The 18,180-nt window shown below is 53.0% G+C and carries 15 protein-coding genes; 12 read left to right on the forward strand and 3 right to left on the reverse strand.

The window, feature by feature from the left end; all coding sequences use genetic code 11:
- Nucleotides 1-29: 29 nt before the first annotated feature.
- The 10 genes from PsW64_RS23635 (at nt 30) to PsW64_RS23680 (ending at nt 12,023) form a co-directional block, all read left to right on the forward strand.
- Nucleotides 30-1,283 (forward strand): extracellular solute-binding protein, encoded by a 1,254-nt coding sequence (locus PsW64_RS23635; RefSeq protein WP_063305213.1) that lies wholly within the window; start codon nt 30-32, stop codon nt 1,281-1,283.
- A gap of 192 nt (nt 1,284-1,475) precedes the next feature.
- Nucleotides 1,476-2,369 (forward strand): carbohydrate ABC transporter permease, encoded by an 894-nt coding sequence (locus PsW64_RS23640; RefSeq protein WP_063289273.1) that lies wholly within the window; start codon nt 1,476-1,478, stop codon nt 2,367-2,369.
- A gap of 1 nt (nt 2,370) precedes the next feature.
- Nucleotides 2,371-3,249, forward strand: a complete 879-nt coding sequence (locus PsW64_RS23645) for a carbohydrate ABC transporter permease (protein WP_063290664.1) — start codon at nt 2,371-2,373, stop codon at nt 3,247-3,249.
- Nucleotides 3,246-4,733, forward strand: a complete 1,488-nt coding sequence (argH, locus tag PsW64_RS23650) for an argininosuccinate lyase (RefSeq protein WP_063305214.1) — start codon at nt 3,246-3,248, stop codon at nt 4,731-4,733. The genes PsW64_RS23645 and argH overlap by 4 nt, the downstream gene beginning before the upstream one ends.
- Before the next feature lie 4 nt (nt 4,734-4,737).
- Nucleotides 4,738-5,796: an ABC transporter ATP-binding protein gene (locus PsW64_RS23655; protein WP_063305215.1), complete on the forward strand. Its 1,059-nt coding sequence runs from the start codon at nt 4,738-4,740 to the stop codon at nt 5,794-5,796.
- Nucleotides 5,793-6,650: a carbohydrate kinase family protein gene (locus PsW64_RS23660; protein ID WP_063300427.1), complete on the forward strand. Its 858-nt coding sequence runs from the start codon at nt 5,793-5,795 to the stop codon at nt 6,648-6,650. The genes PsW64_RS23655 and PsW64_RS23660 overlap by 4 nt, the downstream gene beginning before the upstream one ends.
- 353 nt (nt 6,651-7,003) lie before the next feature.
- The gene (locus tag PsW64_RS23665; RefSeq protein WP_063305216.1) at nt 7,004-8,032 is read left to right on the forward strand and encodes a LacI family transcriptional regulator; all 1,029 of its coding nucleotides are present in this window, start codon (nt 7,004-7,006) and stop codon (nt 8,030-8,032) included.
- 63 nt (nt 8,033-8,095) lie between these two features.
- Complete coding sequence (locus PsW64_RS23670; RefSeq protein ID WP_063305217.1) at nt 8,096-8,848, forward strand: basic amino acid ABC transporter substrate-binding protein; 753 nt, start codon at nt 8,096-8,098, stop codon at nt 8,846-8,848.
- A gap of 123 nt (nt 8,849-8,971) precedes the next feature.
- The gene (locus PsW64_RS23675; RefSeq protein ID WP_063305218.1) at nt 8,972-10,636 is read left to right on the forward strand and encodes an amino acid ABC transporter permease; all 1,665 of its coding nucleotides are present in this window, start codon (nt 8,972-8,974) and stop codon (nt 10,634-10,636) included.
- Nucleotides 10,617-12,023, forward strand: coding sequence for a GH1 family beta-glucosidase (locus PsW64_RS23680; protein WP_063305219.1), 1,407 nt, complete (start codon nt 10,617-10,619; stop codon nt 12,021-12,023). Before PsW64_RS23675 ends, PsW64_RS23680 begins: the two co-directional genes overlap by 20 nt.
- Here the strand turns inward: PsW64_RS23680 and PsW64_RS23685 are convergent.
- From PsW64_RS23685 to PsW64_RS23695, 3 genes are all read right to left on the reverse strand, one after another.
- Nucleotides 12,015-13,364, reverse strand: a complete 1,350-nt coding sequence (locus tag PsW64_RS23685) for an NAD(P)/FAD-dependent oxidoreductase (RefSeq protein ID WP_063305220.1) — start codon at nt 13,362-13,364, stop codon at nt 12,015-12,017. The two genes, PsW64_RS23680 and PsW64_RS23685, sit on opposite strands and share 9 nt — an antisense overlap.
- Before the next feature lie 23 nt (nt 13,365-13,387).
- Complete coding sequence (locus tag PsW64_RS23690; RefSeq protein ID WP_063305221.1) at nt 13,388-14,779, reverse strand: aspartate aminotransferase family protein; 1,392 nt, start codon at nt 14,777-14,779, stop codon at nt 13,388-13,390.
- Between the two features lie 190 nt (nt 14,780-14,969).
- Nucleotides 14,970-15,647 (reverse strand): GntR family transcriptional regulator, encoded by a 678-nt coding sequence (locus tag PsW64_RS23695; protein WP_063305222.1) that lies wholly within the window; start codon nt 15,645-15,647, stop codon nt 14,970-14,972.
- A 187-nt stretch (nt 15,648-15,834) separates the two neighbouring features.
- On the opposite strand from PsW64_RS23695, the gene PsW64_RS23700 reads away from it, so the two are divergent.
- Nucleotides 15,835-16,941, forward strand: coding sequence for a polyamine ABC transporter substrate-binding protein (locus PsW64_RS23700; protein WP_063305223.1), 1,107 nt, complete (start codon nt 15,835-15,837; stop codon nt 16,939-16,941).
- 90 nt (nt 16,942-17,031) lie between these two features.
- Entirely contained in the window at nt 17,032-18,180 is a 1,149-nt protein-coding gene (locus PsW64_RS23705; protein WP_063305224.1) for an ABC transporter ATP-binding protein, read from the forward strand.

Here is an 18,180-nt window from a genome sequence, read left to right on the forward strand (position 1 = left end):
TCCGACTTTAGGACTTAGGAGAGGGTCTTATGAAGCAGTTGAAAAAGTGGATGCTGGGGGCAACCACCGCGGCTTGCGCAATGTATGCAGCAGGCAGCGCACAAGCAGTTGAAATTGAGTACTGGCAATATTTCTTTGAGCCACGTGTGAAAGCAATGGAAACCCTGATCGAAAACTTCGAGAAGGCAAACCCGGACATCACCGTGAAAATGACCCACTTCCCGTATGCGGATTACCGTACGAAAGTGGCAGCAGCGATCCCTGCGGGTCAGGGCCCGGATGTGGTGCAGCTGTTTTACGGCTGGTTGAACGACTACGTGAACGCACAACTCATTCAGCCACTTCCAAACGATGTTTTCCCGCCAGCTGAAATTGAGGCTGAGTTCTTCCCAATGGTTCAGGCCATGAAGCGCGGCGATCAGTACATGGCCCTGCCAACCGCAGTGCGTTCACTGGCTCTGTTCTACAACAAGCGCCTGTTCGACAAAGCTGGCATCGACGGCCCACCAAAGACACTGGACGAACTGGTTGAAACCGCAAAGAAACTCACCCAGAAAGACGGCGCAGGCAACCTGTCCACCGTGGGCATCACCACAGGCATGAACGCACAGGACCACCACTGGTTCCGCGAAGTGCTTATCCGCCAGTTCGGCGGCGATCCATACATGGATAACTACAAGAAAGTGAACTACAACACAGATGCCGGTAAAGCCGCTCTGAAGTACTACTCCGATCTTGAGTTCACTCACAAAGTAACCGCAGCAGGCTTCATGGATGAGCCACAGGCAGCCTTTAAAGCAGGCCGCGCAGGCATGCACATCGACGGCTCCTTCCGCATCGGCGCACTCAACAAGGTGCGCGGCCTCAAGTGGGGCGTTGCAGAGCTGCCAGCCGCAGCTGATGGCACCCATTCCAACTACTCGTCTTATTGGGTGAACGGCATCACGTCCAAAGCCACCGATGAGAAGTACGATGCAGCCGTCAAGTTCATGAAGTACGTCACCTCCGATGAGGCCATGCAAGTCTGGCTCGACACCGTTGGCGAACTTCCTGCAAAACCATCTGCAGCGATGACAGAAGCCAATGCCAACCACGAAGTCTACGGCCCATTCATCAAGGGCCTTGGCTATGCGAAGACAACAATCTTCGCCAACGAAAGTGGTCAGCGTCAGGCTCTGATGGACATGGTTGGACGTATGCGTCTTCAAGATCAGTCTGTAGATGACTCTCTTGCTCAGGCAGCAGGCGAAGAGCAGAAGATCCTCGACGACTACTACAACTAAGCATCACGCGACAGTCTATCAAAACGTATGTGTGTGGGGGCTCCACCTTGCCCCCACACCATCAAGACAGCATGTAGGGCAAAGGCTCCTTTAGCAGAGCCATAAAACACCTTAAAACAAATAGTTAGAGCAGTCTCATGTCTCATATTCTGAGCGAACTGCTGCAATTCCGGCTATAACCAGGGGGCGGTTTTGGGGATTTATAAGAGGCTCTCGATCTCGCAAAAGCAGATCGTCTGGGCGTGGGGGCTACTTGCCATCCCAATCGTTTTTTATGTAGTCGTGCGCTTCTATCCAACAGCGAACGCTATTCTGCTCTCTTTTCAGGAATGGAACCTGCTCGGCTCCCGCAATTGGACCGGGTTCGACAATTATGTAAAGCTGTTCAGTGACCCCACATTCTGGAAAGTGTTCGGCAACACCTTCCTCTATTTGATTTTGGGAACACCAAGCTCTCTGCTCCTTGCCTTCGTGATCGCGTTCCATCTCGACAAACTGCGCTTCATGCATGGCACGATCCGGGCATTGTACTTCCTGCCATTCATGACCAGCGCGGTCGCAATGGCGTGGGTCTGGCGCTGGTTCTACCAACCAGTTCCAATCGGCGTCTTCAACAACACGCTGGCCACCTTCGGCATCCCGCAGATCCCGTTTTTGAACTCAACCACCTTTGCACTGCCATCCATTCTGGCACCGGCCATCTGGGCAGGACTGGGCTTTCAAGTCATCATCTTCATGGCCGGTCTACGCGCTATTCCGCAAACCTATTATGAGGCCGCCCGCATTGATGGCATTTCTGCGTGGGAAACACTGACCGAGATCACCATTCCGCTTCTCAAGCCAACCATCGTCTTTCTGGTTGTCTTCTCCTCCATTGGCTTCCTGCGCATCTTCGATCAGGTCTTCAACATGACCACGAATGATCCCGGCGGCCCGCTCAACTCCACCAAGCCGTTGGTTCTGATGATCTATGACACGGCCTTCAACTCTTTTGACATGGGGTACGCGGCGGCACAAACAGTTGTTCTGTTCACCGTTTTGCTTGTCGTCAGCCTGCTGCAATTGCGCGTCATGAGGGATAAGTAATATGGCTTTCTCAGATACTCTGGACACAAGCAAAAAGACCTCGGCCCTGCGCAATTCTGCCCGCAGAAAACGCAGTCAGGCGCAGTTCATCCGTTGGCTCCTGCTGTTTGCAGGTGGCATCGCCATGATCATGCCAATCGTCTTCATGCTGTCCACGTCCTTCAAATACCCGTTTGAAGTCTACAACCTGAACCTCATCCCGGAAGAACCAACAATCGAGAACTACACCTACGTTCTTGAAGACGGGCGCTTCTTCGGCTGGTTCACCAACTCTTTGTTCATCGCAACCATCACAACCATCTGTAACGTGCTGTTTGACAGCCTCGTCGGTTACGTCCTGTGCAAGTACACCTTCCCGGGCCGTTACATCATCTTCATCGCCATCCTGTCGACCCTGATGATCCCGACCGAAATGCTGGTTATTCCGTGGTACCTGATGAGCTCTGCATTCGGCTGGCTCGACACTTACTGGGGCATCATGTTCCCAGGTCTTATGACAGCCTTTGGCACCTTCCTCATGAAGCAGTTCTTTGAAACTGTACCAGACGACTTTCTGGAAGCCGCGCGCATTGATGGCCTCAACGAACTACAGATCTGGTGGACAGTGGCCATGCCGCTGGTGCGCCCTGCTCTGGCAGCGCTGGCAATCTTCGTCTTCCTTGGCAACTGGACAGCCTTTATCTGGCCGCTCATCGTCACCAACAGTCAGGAAATGTACACCCTACCCGTTGGCCTCACCACCTTCTCCGTAGAAGCGCAGGTGGAGTGGGAACTGATCATGACAGGTGCAGCAATTTCAACCATCCCGACCCTGATCGTATTCCTGGTGTTCCAGCGCTACATCATTCGCGGCGTAGTAATGGCAGGGCTTAAAGGATGATCGACAGCTCCAAGTTCCCCCATCCTGTCTACAAAGACACAGTGCTTGCACCGCTTTTTGAAGGCGTAAAAGCACACCATGTCGCCTCAATCACCCAGATCAATCAGGCCCATCTGGTGATGCTGTGCGAGACTGGCATTGTCTCAGTTGAAACCGGCAAGCAAATCGCCAAGGCACTCCTTGAGATCGAGAAGGATCTGGCAGACGCTGATCCGGAATACACGGGCGAATACGAGGACTACTTCTTCCTCGTTGAAGCTGAGCTAAAAAAACGGCTCGGCCCTGACATCGCTGGCATGCTGCACACAGCGCGCTCGCGCAATGACATGGACCACACCGTCTTCAAGCTGGCCCTGGCAAAACGCTGTGATGCCCTCACCCAGCAGGCTCTGCATCTGTGTGATGTGCTCATCAAGAAAGCTGAGATCGAGAAAGAAACGCTGATTGTTGCCTACACCCACGGGCAACCGGCACAACCATCCACCTTTGGCCATTACCTGTCCGCCGCACTGGAAGTGCTACTGCGTGATCTGGAACGGCTGAATCTGGCACGAGCCGGCATTGACCACTGCCCAATGGGCGCAGCAGCCATCACCACCTCCGGCTTCCCGATCAACAGGGAGCGTATGGCGCAGCTGCTTGGCTTCAGCGAACCGCTGCTCAACTCCTATGGCTGTATCGCCTCAGTAGATTACGTGACTGGCCTGTACTCGGCCATGAAGCTCATGTTCCTACATCTGGGCCGCGTCATTCAGGACATGCAATTCTGGAGCGCGTTCGAAGTTGGACAGCTCTACGTGCCAAACAGCCTGGTGCAGATCTCTTCTATCATGCCACAAAAGCGCAATCCGGTGCCAATTGAGCACCTGCGCCATCTGGCATCAATCACCGTTGGCCGCTGCGATGCAATCGTCGGCACCATGCACAACACCCCGTTCACCGATATGAACGACAGTGAGGGTGAAGTGCAGCAGGCAGGGTATGCGGCCTTTGAAAGCGGCAGCCGCGTGCTGGATCTTTTTGCAGCACTCATCGCAGCAAGCTCAATCAACGAAGCGCGCGTTGCAAAGAACACGGACGCCTCCTGCATCACCATCACAGAGCTGGCAGATACGCTGGTGCGTGAAGAAGGTCTTTCCTTCCGTCAGGCCCATGAGATTGCAGCAGACACAGCCAAAGCAGTGATAGCAGAGCAAAGACCACTCCGTGACGGCTTTGACCCATTTGGCAAGGCCTTTGAGGCACACGCCCAAAAGATATCCAGCATGAGCGAAGACCAGTTCATGCATGCTGTCAGTGCCGAAAACTTCGTTGCAATTCGCACCCGCCCCGGCGGGCCTGCTCCAAGTGCATTGGATGCTGCTTTGGAAACTTACAAGCAGTCCGCCAAAGCCTTGAGAGCCAAAAACAAATCATTTGCAGATCAAAGCGTGCAGGCCACTTTAGTGCGCAGCGCTGCTTTTGCAAAACTAGTGCAGGAGTGATCGATTGACCACCGTATCCCTAAACAATCTCGTTAAGTCCTACGGGGACACTCAGGTCCTGCATGGCATCAATCTGGACATCCAGTCCGGTGAGTTCGTTGTTCTGGTTGGCCCGTCCGGCTGCGGCAAGTCCACCACCCTGCGCATGATCGCAGGGTTGGAGGAAATTTCCGCAGGCGACATCCGCATCGGCGGCGATGTGGTCAACGACATGGAGCCCAAAGAGCGCAACATCGCCATGGTCTTCCAGAACTATGCGATCTACCCTCATATGACGGTGCGCAAAAACATCGGCTTTGGACTGCGCACTTCCAAGCTCTCCAAGGACGAGAAAGACGCGCGCATCGATGAAGTCTCCGGTATTCTGGAACTGACAGACCTGCTCGACAGAAAGCCGAACCAGCTTTCCGGCGGTCAGCGCCAGCGCGTCGCCATTGGGCGCGCCATGGTGCGTGATCCAGCTGCCTTCCTGTTTGACGAACCTCTGTCTAATCTGGACGCGCAGCTGCGCACTCAGATGCGACTGGAGATCAAAAAGCTCCACCAGCGCGTTGGCAACACCATCATCTTCGTGACCCACGATCAGGTCGAGGCCATGACAATGGCAGACCGTATCGTGATCATGAAAGACGGTCACATCCAGCAGGTCGGCACACCGTTCGAAGTGTTCTACGAGCCAGCAAACATCTTTGTGGCTCAGTTCATCGGCGCCCCTTCCATGAACATGCTGATTGGCATTGTGAAGGGAGAAGCGATCGCTCTGGACAATGGCACCTCAGTTCAGGTGCCAACCACCAAGCTCAGTGAAAATCAGCAGGTCGCCGTTGGTCTGCGCCCGGATGCCCTGCTGGTTCAGGAAGGCGAAGGCCTCTTTTCCGGCGAAGTGTCCGTGATCGAACCACTCGGCACAGACACCCTCGCCTACGTTAAAGTGGGCGAAAAGGAAGTCATCGCCAAAGCCTCTGGCAGAACACCGCCTGCCGTTGGCGACACAGTCAACCTGCATGCAGCACCTGAAGCCATTCACTTGTTTGATGCGCACACCGGGGAGGCCATCCGGTGATCTCAAAACAAACCGATGGGGCAATCGTCTGTGCGGGACGGGTTTATTGCGACCTCATCTTTACTGGGCTCACCGAACTGCCAAGACTAGGCGAAGAAACCTACGCCGAAGAACTGGCAGTTGAACCCGGAGGCGGCGGCTTCATCACCGCTGCCAACCTTTCCGCATTGGGCCACAAAACGACCCTTCTGGCATCCATGCCCGGCGGCCCGTTTGGCTCTGCGATTTTAGACAAGATGCAGCGCAGCGGCGTTGACCTGAGCCTGTCGCCATTCAACACTGCAAACGGCGCACAGGTAACAGCCGTCATCGGCTGTCAGGAAGACCGTGCCTTCCTCACCAAGCGCAATGGCACCGCAGTCCCAAGAGACATGCTGGAGGCGTTCAGCACGTCAAAAGCCAGACACCTGCACATCGGTGAACTGGCAACACTGCAGGAACTTCCGGAACTGCTGGAGATCGCCAAGGCCGCAGGCATGACGGTCTCTCTGGATTGCTCATGGGATCAGAACTGCCTCCTCAACGGAGAGGTTCAGGACCTCATCGCACAGGTGGACCTGTTCCTGCCGAACGAGATGGAAGCAGAGCATCTTGGCTACCTGAAAGAGCCAGCCAACTGCCCGACACTCACAGTTGTGAAAAAAGGCAAGGCAGGTGCAACCGCCATCACTAAGGACGGCGAGATCACTGTTGCCGCAGACCCCGTCCCTGTTGTCGACACAACTGGCGCCGGAGATGCCTTCAACGCTGGCTTCCTGAGCTCATGGCTCCGCGGAGCAGACATCGAGACTTGCCTGCAAGATGGCAACAAGTGCGGCGCAGCAGCCGTCATGCGCGTCGGCGGCGCACCTTAAATCAAACAAAAAGGGTCACACACGCTGTGGCCCTTATCCCCTTTAGCTCTCCCTTTTATCCCCGCTTTCATCATCCCTCAGCGTCACTTGCAGTCGCAGCACGTATGCGCGCCTCAATGAAATACCGATGAACGCATCCTCCTGCCCTTTCAGCGCAAATTTTACATAGCAACGCACATTGCAACGCAAAAATTAAAACGTATTTCTTACATATCGAAATGATCGCGCATTCCTCTTGAAAGTCTATATTTTAAGCCATTCTTGACAGATCAAAATTTTGATTCCTAAAATATAAACGTTTCAATTATTGCTTTTCCGAGTCTGGAAGAGCCCAATCTGTCGGATTTCATAGAGTGGCACGCGCAACAATCAAAACCATAGCTCAAAAAGCAGAACTGTCGGTTGGTACCGTCTCAAGAGCATTGAAGGATTGCTCTTCAGTCAAGGACAAGACCAAACAGCGCGTTCGCCAGATCGCCGAGGAAATCGACTACGTCCGCAACCTCGACGGTCTCCGCCTGCGCACCGGTCGCACCTACTCTGTCGCCGTCGTCATGACCACTCCCATCACTGGCAGCCATGAGTGGGAAGGTGTCGAATACACCAATATTCTCAATGGCATAATGGGCGCTCTGCGCGGCACCATGTACCGCGCGGCGATCTATCCGGTTGATGATTTTGCCAGCAGTTTTCAGGAAATTCGAAATATCGTAGAACAGCGTCTGGCCGACGGCATCATCATTTCAGGCACCCGCCCCGATGACGCCCGCATCAGCTATATGCTGGAAAAGGACTTTCCCTTCGTCACATACGGCATGAGTGAGCACTTCACTCCCTACTCCTATGTGGATGCGAACTCGCAGGAAATGTCCCAAAAAGCCACCACCCGCCTCATCCAGCTCGGCCACACCAACATCGTCTCCATCAACCCGCCAGACGAGCTGATGTACTCCAAACAACGCCAACGCGGCTACATCCGTGCCCTGCAAGACGCGGGGATAGACGTCCAGACAGAATTCATCGCAACAGGTCCGCTCACACCCGAGTTCGGCAAAGCGACTGTTAAAGCCCTGTACAATCACGACAAAAACCCAACAGCCTACATTTGCGCAAACGAAGCCAGCGCACTCGGCGTGCTCTCCGCCTTTTACGAACTGGGCATAAAGTTCGGCAAGGATGCGATTGTGAACGCCACCGACGACATCAATGTCAGTGCATACTTCACCCCACCAATCACGACATATTTCCTGCCCATTGAAGAAACCAGCAAGGCTCTCGGCGAGTTCATCATTCGCCGCATAGAGGGAGAGCCGGCACAAGACCTCCAAAGAATGGTCATGCCACAACTGATCGAACGGCAGGACGACCGCCTGAAACCTTAGGCTTCAGACGCACACGGCCCAGCGCTCTGGCTGAGCCAAGCAAAATTATGAGGAGAGCATAATATGTTACGTGAAATTATTGCCGCATCTGTTCTTGGCACCATGGTGATCGTGAGCGCACAAGCCGCTGATCTGGAAGGGAAAGTTCTCAAAGTTGGCTCCGATACCACCTACCCGCCAATGGAAACCGTTGATGAGAGAACCGGTGAAATCGTTGGCTTTGACGTAGACATCATGGACGCCATCTGCGCGAAAATTAACTGCAAGGCCGAGTTCGTAACAACCGCCTGGGACGGCATCTTCGCCGCACTTGTCCAAGGTGAGTTTGATGTCGTTGTCTCAGGCGTGTCCATCACCGATGAGCGCAAGAAAACCATGGACTTTTCAGAGCCCTACCTTGTCGTCAGCCAGGCTATCCTGCTGCGTGTAGAAGACGAAGGCACATCTCTTGAGGGGTTCCAGAGCGGCGGCAAAACACTGGCCGCCCAGACCGGAACCACCAACGCTCAACTGGCCGAAAAACTCGTTACACGTGAGAACACACGCCTTTACGACACCTTCGCAGCCGCCATCCTCGCCCTTCAGAACGCTGACGTAGACGGCGTGATCATCGACGGCACCTCCGCCCATGCCTACGAGCAGGAGTTTGCTGGCGAACTGACAGCCGCGATCAAAGGACTGGAATCTGACCCGCTCGGCATCGTCTTCCAAAAAGGCTCACCAATGGTCGACGCCTTCAACGAAGGCCTTGAGCAAATCAAAGCAGACGGCACATGGGATGCCCTCACTGCCAAATACTGGGGTGTTGAGAACTAATCTCTTTTAGGCACCATGCCTAAACCTCCGGGCGGGACTGTTCAAAGTGAGCAGCCCGCTCTCCCAATATTTTGAAGCGATCCACGGAACGCATCAAGTCATTGATGTGAGTGGAGGAATCCCGTGAATGTCTTAAAAACACTGCGGCCCAGCAATGTCATCCTCATTGCTACCATGCCCTTCATAATCTACCTGTTTGTCTCAACCAACAACTACAAGCGCTCGATCTTCGCAATCGTCGGCATCGGAGAAAACGCAAGTACATTGTTTGCAGGCTTCCTGTGCCTGCTGGTCATCTTCACCGCAGGTTTTTGGCTTGCCTACTCCCTGCTGAAAGGCACCGAGCCAAGCAAAGCCAACAAACTTGGCCAAAACTCTGCATTCATTATCTATTTTGCCCTTCTGGCGCTAATCGCAACCAACACCATAGACCTGTCAGTCTTTGTTGACTCTGTCATCGCCAACAGTGTTGATCCCTACACATCTGACCTCATCCAAAAAGCAGTCAGACCACGCCAACTCACACCAGAAGCTCAAAACTTAGTGCTTGGCATTTTCTCCAAAGCCGCCTTCATTTACCTGATTGCTTCACTTGGCATCCTACTATTTCATTACCTCAGAAAATCAAAGCAAGCATTTGTTTCCATAAGCAGATACACGCTGCCCCTGCTCCTCCTGACCAACTTACTCGGTGCTTTTTACATACTCTTTGTCGCTCACGCAGGGTTCGCTGCCGGTTTGATGGTCACCCTCCGCGCAGCATTCTTTGCTTACTTTGCCTCAATGGTCTTAGGCCTCATCTGGGCAGGTCTGCAAAGCCTGGAAAAGAAGAAGCATACCAACCTCTTCTACGCCGTTGCCGCTCTCATCTTCTTCGGTCTCTGCGCTGTCTTCGCCCTGCAACCGCAGCAGTCCTACAGCCTGATCGGAACCTTGGAAGGCCGCGTCGCCATCATCAAAGGCACCCCGCAGTCAATCACCGACCAAATCCGCTTTGGCGAATATGATGGTGCAGATCACACCAGTATCGACATCCGCAGTGTGAAGGACCCAAGCCATGCGTTGGTCACCGTTGAAAAGAACGAACGTGTATCGGCAGCTTTCATTCCAACTGAAGCCGTTCCAACAAATGCAAATCTCCACTGGCAGACATCCTTCTTGCCGGATGAGAGCAAGTACCCCGCCATCACGTTTGGCGTGCTTGGCTTCTTCACCATGCTGCTGGTGAGCTGCTCCTTTTATCGCAACGAACACCCACTCGCCATTGCGGCAGAGTTCTTCATAGACACCGTCCGCGGCATCCCAATGTTGGTGATCATCCTCTATGTAGGTCTCCCTCTCAGCGGAGCCCTCAAAAGCGCATCAGACGGCATGATCAATCTGTCCAACATGACCCGCGGCATCGTCGCCATCTCCATTGGCTATTCCGCCTACATGGCCGAAATTTTCCGGGCCGGCATTTTAGCCGTCCCCAAAGGACAGATTGAAGCCGCACGGAGTTTGGGCCTAAGCCGTTGGAAAGTCGCCCGCTTTGTCGTTCTCCCACAGGCCTTATCCATTGTAATCCCGCCACTTGGCAATGAGTTCATCGCCATGTTGAAGGACACCTCTCTGCTGTCGATCCTCTCTGTTCGCGACGTTACACAGCGTATGAGAGAGTTTCAGGCGAGCAGCTTCCTGCCATTTACCCCATTCAATTCCGCCGCAATTCTTTATGTCGTCCTCACTCTGGGCGCTGCCAGCATAATCAAATCAATTGAGAGACGTTATGAGCGCAAATCACACTAGTAAACTGCAGCATCTCCAACAGCTGGCAAACTCAATCAAGTTCCCAAGAGACATGGTTCTGGGAGCCGCCACCGCGTCTTACCAAATTGAAGGTGCAGTCAACGAAGGCGGTCGCGGCCCTACTGTATGGGATCACTTCACCCACATTCCCGGCAATATTGCAGATGGTACTAACGGCGACATAGCCTGTGACCATTATCACCGGCTGGAAGAAGACGTTGCCTTGATGAAAGAGCTGGGTCTCACGGCCTACCGCTTTTCCATCTGCTGGTCGCGCATCCTTCCCAATGGTCGTGGCCCGATCAATGAAGAGGGCCTGGCCTTCTATGAGCGCCTGACCGACTTACTGCTGAAAGCAGGCATCACACCCTACGCGACGCTGTACCATTGGGACTTACCGCTTGCCCTGCAAGAAGAAGGCAACGGCTGGTTGCGTAGAGGGCTGGTGGACGACTATATCAATTACGTCGATATCACCACGAAGCGACTTGGCTCTAAAATCAAGCACTGGGCCACATTCAACGAGCTCTTCACCTTCACGTGGTGGGGCTATGGATTGAAGGAGGACGCACCTGGCCTCGGCGGCGGCGCAAAAGCAGCACTGACAGCAAGTCACCACGCCCTCCTGGCTCATGGCAGAGCCGTTCCAATCATCCGCAAGAACGTACCTGACGCTCAAATCGGCATTGTTCTGGATTTGAATCCAGTCACCCCAGCCAGCGACGCCATTGCAGATATTGATGCAGCTCGACGCTTTGAAGGCTGTCAGAACCGCTGGTATCTGGATGCCATCTTTAACGGTCGATATCCAACTGACATGCTTGAGACATACAAGGCTGTTCTTCCTCACATTGAGACGACAGACCTACAGGAGATTAGGCAGCCTCTGGATTACCTTGGCATCAACATCTACCGCAGATCAATCATCAAGGATGGAACCGAGTTCGCACCAGTCAACTTCAAGCGCCACCTACCAGAAGGCCAATATACCCAAATGGACTGGGAAGTTCATCCTGAGTGCCTCTATGACATTCTGCAGTATGTAAACACCAATTATGCTCCGAAACAGCTCTTCATAACCGAAAACGGAGCCGCCTTCTCCGATACTCTGGAAACAGACGGAAGCATTCAGGATTGGGACCGCAGCACCTACGTTTTGTCCCATCTGAAGCAGGCAGCCAGAGCGATTGAAGATGGAGTACCGCTAAAAGGGTATTTCTGCTGGACACTCATGGACAACTTCGAATGGGCAGAAGGGTATCTCCCGTGCTTTGGCCTGATCCACGTTGATTTTGAAACCCAGAAACGCACCATCAAGCAAAGCGGCAGACTTTACTCCACGGTCGCCAGCCAACTGCAGTGTGAGATGCAGGAAACCTCAAAGTAATCTGTCCTTCAACTCAAACCAGGTGTAGCTGAAAGCAAGCAGATGGCGACGCATAGCCCTGAAAGGAAACTCTGTCGGCGCTTGCTTCATAAAACTTGGATAAGGCAGTTTTATCGCCTCTCCCAGGATCTCAGCAGCCACCAGCTGCCCGGCATAAGTAGCCATAGCAACGCCATTCCCATGATAACCAAAAGCAGCAAAAAGCCCCTGCGCATTGGGAACCGCACCTGCAAATGGCACGAGCTTATGGGTCAAACAAGCAAGGCCAGACCAGAAATCTGGCGTTTCAACTTTCGCCCATTCAGGAAACATCCGCTCAAAGTCACGCCGTGTAGCTGTGCGCATACGCTTTCGCGCATGTGGCGTAGCACTTACGCTTCCCCGCATACCAAAGAGCATTCGCCTGTCCGGGAGCAGACGGAAGTAATGCAGCAAAGTCCGGGTGTCATAGGCCATCTGACTAGAGAACCACCCCTGACGCTTCAACTCCTCATCAGAAAGAACGCGCGACATCAAAATGTTAGATTGCACCGGAAGATATTTTCCAGCCATCCACTCCGGCATATTTTCAGAGGAATAGCCATTGGTCGCCAAAAGTATTTTTTGCGCACGCAACTGGCCAGTTCTTGCTTTCAGGACATACTGCCCATCTGCAGCAGGAGTAATGCCGAGCACAGAGGTCTGTTCACAAAACCGGCCTCCTTGCGCCTTCACAGCCTCAGCAAGACCTCGCGCATATTTGTAAGGATGCAGCGCAAACCCAATTGGAATTGTCAGCCCAGAAGAAAGCCCTGAGGCCGTCATCCCAAGCTCTGCAAGTTCATCTTTGTCATGAAAGGTGCAGCTGATCCCATAGCGCTTTTGTATGTCCGCAGCTGTATCTTTCAGCTGATCAACGCGCCGAGCTTTGTGTGCAAGAACCGTTTCTCCTTTGGAAACAACATCAGCATCAATCGAGTTCTGTTCCAACAGCTCTGCAACCAAATCAATGGCTGCACGCTCTGCATAAAAGTACCGCCGTGCATCCGCTTCCCCATAGCGATCAATCAAGTCAGCATCATCTGCAATCGTCCCGCCCAGACAGCAGAAACCACCATTGCGACCAGAAGCCCCCCATCCAATATGTTGAGCATCCAGCACCGCAACATCGACACCCTGCTGCACAAGTTTCAACGCTGCAGACAGCCCTGTGTATCCACCTCCAACAACAGCAACTTCACAGGACTGTTCATCGGAAAGCGGCGCACCAAGCGCTTGAGGAGAGAGCGAACGATGCCAGAAATTCTCGGCAACCGGTTGCTCTCCATATGCATCCTCTTGAAATATGCGGTGCAAACTCAATCGAGCCTGAGCCTCCTCAAAACCTATTTGATGCCTTGGGCAGTAACATCAGCAGCCGTCAGATCCAACGCACGATGCGCTTTCTCAATCAACTCATCCACCTCACTGCACGAAATCACAAGTGGCGGCGAGATGATCATACTGTCGCCAACATGGCGCATCACCAAGCCACTCTCAAAGCAATGATCTCGGCAAATCGTCCCAACAGTGCCTTTTTCAGCTTCAAACCGAGCACGACGCGCCTTATCCGGCGAAAGTTCCAAAGCACCAACCAGGCCACAAATACGCGCCTCGCCGACCAGCGGATGCTCGCCGAGAGCTTTCCACTTTTCAGCCAGATACGGCCCTGTATCATTCGCGACCTTTTCAGGCAGTCGCTCATTTTCAATGATATCAAGGTTCGCAAGCGCTGCTGCGCAAGCTGCAGGATGCGCAGAATAAGTAAAGCCGTGATAGAACTCGCCGCCATGCTCAATAAAGCCCTTGGCAACCTTCTCACTCACCACAACCGCACCAATCGGCAGATAACCAGAGGAAAGCCCCTTAGCAATCGGCATCAGATCTGGCTTGAAGTTGAAAGTCTGTGAACCAAACCAGTTCCCGGTACGCCCAAACCCGCAAATCACCTCATCAGCAATCAGCAGGATATTGCGTTCACTGCAGATACGCTGAATCTCTGGCCAATAGGTCTCTGGCGGAATAACAACACCGCCTGCCCCCTGAATAGGCTCCCCGATAAAGGCCGCCACATTGTCTTCGCCAAGACGATCAATCTCAGCCTCAAGCTCACGCGCGCGCATCAAGCCAAACTCGGCAGGGTCCATATCCCCACCTTCACCATACCAGTAAGGCTGGTTGATGTGAGTGATGTCAGGAATAGGCAGTCCACCTTGCGCGTGCATCGCACTCATACCGCCCAAGCTCGCACCGGCCATGGTAGAGCCATGATAAGCATTATGACGGGAGATGATCGTCTTCTTGGTCGGTTTGCCTTCACTGGCCCAGTAATGGCGTACCATTCGAACGACGGTGTCATTGGCTTCAGAACCCGAACCTGCAAAAAATACGTGGTCCAGATGATCCGGCGCTAGATTAGAGATCCTTTCGGCAAGGGCAATCGCAGGCGGATGAGAACTCTGGAAAAACGTATTGTAATAAGGCAGTTGTTGCATCTGCCGGTGAACCGCCTCGATAATCTCTTTACGGCCATACCCCACATTCACACACCAAAGCCCCGCCATTCCATCCAGGATCTTATTGCCCTCAGAATCCCAAAGATAAACACCATCAGCCCGCGTAATCACACGCGTCCCCTTGGCGTTGAGGGACTTGGTATCTGTAAACGGATGCAGATGGTGGGCAGCATCCTTTTCTTGCAGAACATGAGTGGGCGGAAGATTAGCAATATAGTCCATGGGGTCAGTCCTTCCGAAAAGAGGCACGCCCTGCAAACCGGGCAATAGAAGTAAACTCCCCATTATTTTGTGATCACAAATGTAAGAGAGTCAATCTTTACTTCAATAAAGACGCTACCTGCCTATGCCTCCAGTCTAACCCATCAAAGCCTGCGGCTCTGTGAACTCAGCCAGAGAAAACAGCAGATCATCAAACCTTCTCAGCAAGACTGAGGGACTCTCTGATAAAACCCATTCCCTGCGCAATATCCGCTTCCAAGGCGTCATTCAGAGCGTTTTGATCACGCGATTTTAGTGCTTCCAAAGCCTGTTTATGCTGGTCCTCCAGATTCGCAGTACCAGACCGCCCATAGACAAGACGCATAAATGGACCAAACTGAACCCATAGATTTTTGACAAGTTTGATAAGAATTTCGGAATGGCTTTTTGAGTAAAGGTAAAAATGAAACTCATAGTTTCCGCGCATGTACCCTTCCACATCACCTGTTTCCAGAGCGACATCAATTTGATCATCAATGTCTTGGAGAACCTGAATATCTTCCTCTTTCAAATTATCCAGAGCTTTGGATGCCAGTTCAACTTCCAGAAGTCGCCGCGCAGACCAAATTTCATCGATTATATCAATACAGACATCCGGGATAGAAACGCGCCTATTGCCATGTAATTCCAACGCATTTTCTGCAATGAGGCGTCGCACAGCCTCGCGAACGGGCATCGCACTCACACCCAGTTCGTCAGCCAACCCACGCAGAGTCACAGCCTTGCCTGGAAGAAAGCCGCCAAACAAAATCCGCTCTCTCAACTGTCGGTAAACCTGCTCGTGAACAGGGATCCCGACATCAGGGAGAACAGCGCTTTTAAAAGTCATCTTACTCATGAAGGAACTATAGAAGCACCCGAACCAGCTGCAAAGATAATTTGATCACAAACTATTGCCTAGCTGAGAATTCTGTGGTCATCTTTCAAAACAGGCACACAATTAAGAACAACGGAGACAGCCAGATCCAGACAAGCCAGCACCAATGCTGTGCAAGAATTTGAGGGGGGAAGATGAAATGAGTTCAAACTTCAAGTCCAGACTGACGGGCACAATGGCAACCGCAATGATGGTTGCATTTGCAGCCAGCGCAGCGCACGCAGAAGGTACTGTCAACGTTTACAACTGGTCTGATTACATCGACGAAAGCGTTCTCAAAGATTTCGAAGACGAGACCGGCATCAAAGTCAATTACGACGTTTTCGATTCAAATGAGGTCCTGGAAACCAAACTGCTCGCAGGCACCACCGGTTACGACATCGTCGTTCCAACAGGCAGCTTCCTCTCCCGCCAAATTCAAGCTGGCGTCTTCCAGAAGCTGGACAAAGAAGCTCTCCCGAACCTGAAAAACATGTGGTCGCTCGTCTCCGACAGGACGTCCATCTATGACCCGGGCAATGCTTATTCCATAAACTACCTATGGGGTACCACCGGCATCGGGTACAATGTAGAGGCCGCCGCAAAGCGTTTGGATGACAAACCGGTCGACAGTTGGGAAATCATCTTCAATCCCGAAATCCTCGCCAAGTTTCAGGACTGTGGCATCCACATGCTGGACGCTCCAACAGAGCTCATCCCCGCGGCACTCAACCACCTCGGACTAAATCCTGACAGCCACAACAAGGCTGATATTGAGAAAGCCGCAGCACTCCTCAAAACCATCCGCCCATACGTTCAGAAGTTTCACAGCTCCGAATACATCAACGCACTCGCGAACGGTGATATCTGCTTAGCCATCGGCTGGTCTGGCGACGTCTTTCAGGCGCGTGACAGGGCAGCAGAGGCCGACAATGGTGTCACCATCAACTACATCATTCCAAAGGAAGGTGCGTTGATGTGGTTTGACCAGATGGCAATCCCGACAGATGCAGCCAACTCCAAGGAAGCGCATGTGTTCCTGGATTACATCATGCGCCCGGAGGTTATCGCAAAAGCCTCTAACTACGTGGTCTATGCCAACGGCAACAAAGCCTCCCACGAGCATCTGGATAAGGAAGTGCTGGAAGATCCCGCCGTGTACCCTGACGAGGCAACCATGGAAAAACTATACGTCACAACGCCTTATGCGCCAAAAATTCAGCGGATTGTGACCCGTGCCTGGACCGCTGTGAAGTCAGGCCAATAATCATCGGCAGAAGCGGGCAACTCAAATTGTCCGCGCGCCTCCCTTGTTTCCTTTGAAGCAAGACAACAACAGAGGGTAGAGCGGGCCACGATGGAAACTTTGGTAAGCACTCAGCCAGTCTGCAAATTCGCACCTTGGGAAGATCCGGCTCAGGAACCTTTGGTGCGCTTTGAAAACGTTACAAAGAAATTTGGCGATTTCACTGCCATAGAGGACCTAACGCTCAACATCTATGAGCGCGAATTCTTCGCCCTTCTCGGCCCGTCCGGTTGCGGTAAGACGACTATGATGCGCATGCTGGCAGGCTTTGAGTATCCCACCGCTGGCAACATCATGCTCGGCCAGAGCAACTTACAAAAAGCTCCGCCGCACAAGCGGCCCGTCAACATGATGTTCCAGTCCTACGCCCTCTTCCCGCATATGACAGTGGAACAGAACATCGGCTTCGGCCTCAAACAAGAAAAGACACCCAAGACCGAGATCCGGCGGCGTGTTGAAGAAATGCTGTCGCTGGTCCAGCTGGAACCTTTCGCCAAGCGCAAGCCGCACCAACTCTCCGGCGGTCAAAAACAGCGCGTGGCCCTTGCCCGCTCTCTCGCCAAGAAGCCTAAACTCCTGCTGCTTGACGAACCGCTTGGTGCGCTGGACAGGAAGCTGCGCGAGCAAACCCAGTTTGAACTGATGAATATTCAGGAGCAGCTCGGCCTCACCTTCGTCATCGTCACCCACGATCAGGAAGAAGCCATGACAGTCGCGAGCCGCATCGCCGTGATGGACCACGGCAAAATCGTTCAGGTCGCGACACCAGCTGAAATCTACGAGTATCCTAACTCCCGTTATTCTGCCGATTTCCTCGGCGACGTTAACATCATAGAAGGCCAGATTGACGTTACCACTGGCGAAACGGCGAGCTTAGCATGGGCTGAAGGTGAAACTCCTTTGGCGATCTCAACCAAACTTCGCCCTCAAACCGGAACGACCGCCTGGCTCGCAGTTCGCCCTGAAAAACTCCGCATCTCTAAAGAAAAGCCAGAGAACGTCGATAACTGCATTCAAGGTGAAGTCTGGGACATCGGTTACACTGGCAACATCTCTACGTATCATGTCAAAGCCTCAAATGGCGCCATTTTGAAAGCACAGGTCTCCAACAGGGAGCATCTCGCCGACCGCCCAATCACGTGGGAAGACAATGTTTACGTCTACTGGGAGAAAGGCGCTGGCGTCTTTCTGGAAGCGTGA

It is taken from the genome of Pseudovibrio sp. W64 (assembly GCF_001623145.1).
Classification (GTDB): domain Bacteria; phylum Pseudomonadota; class Alphaproteobacteria; order Rhizobiales; family Stappiaceae; genus Pseudovibrio.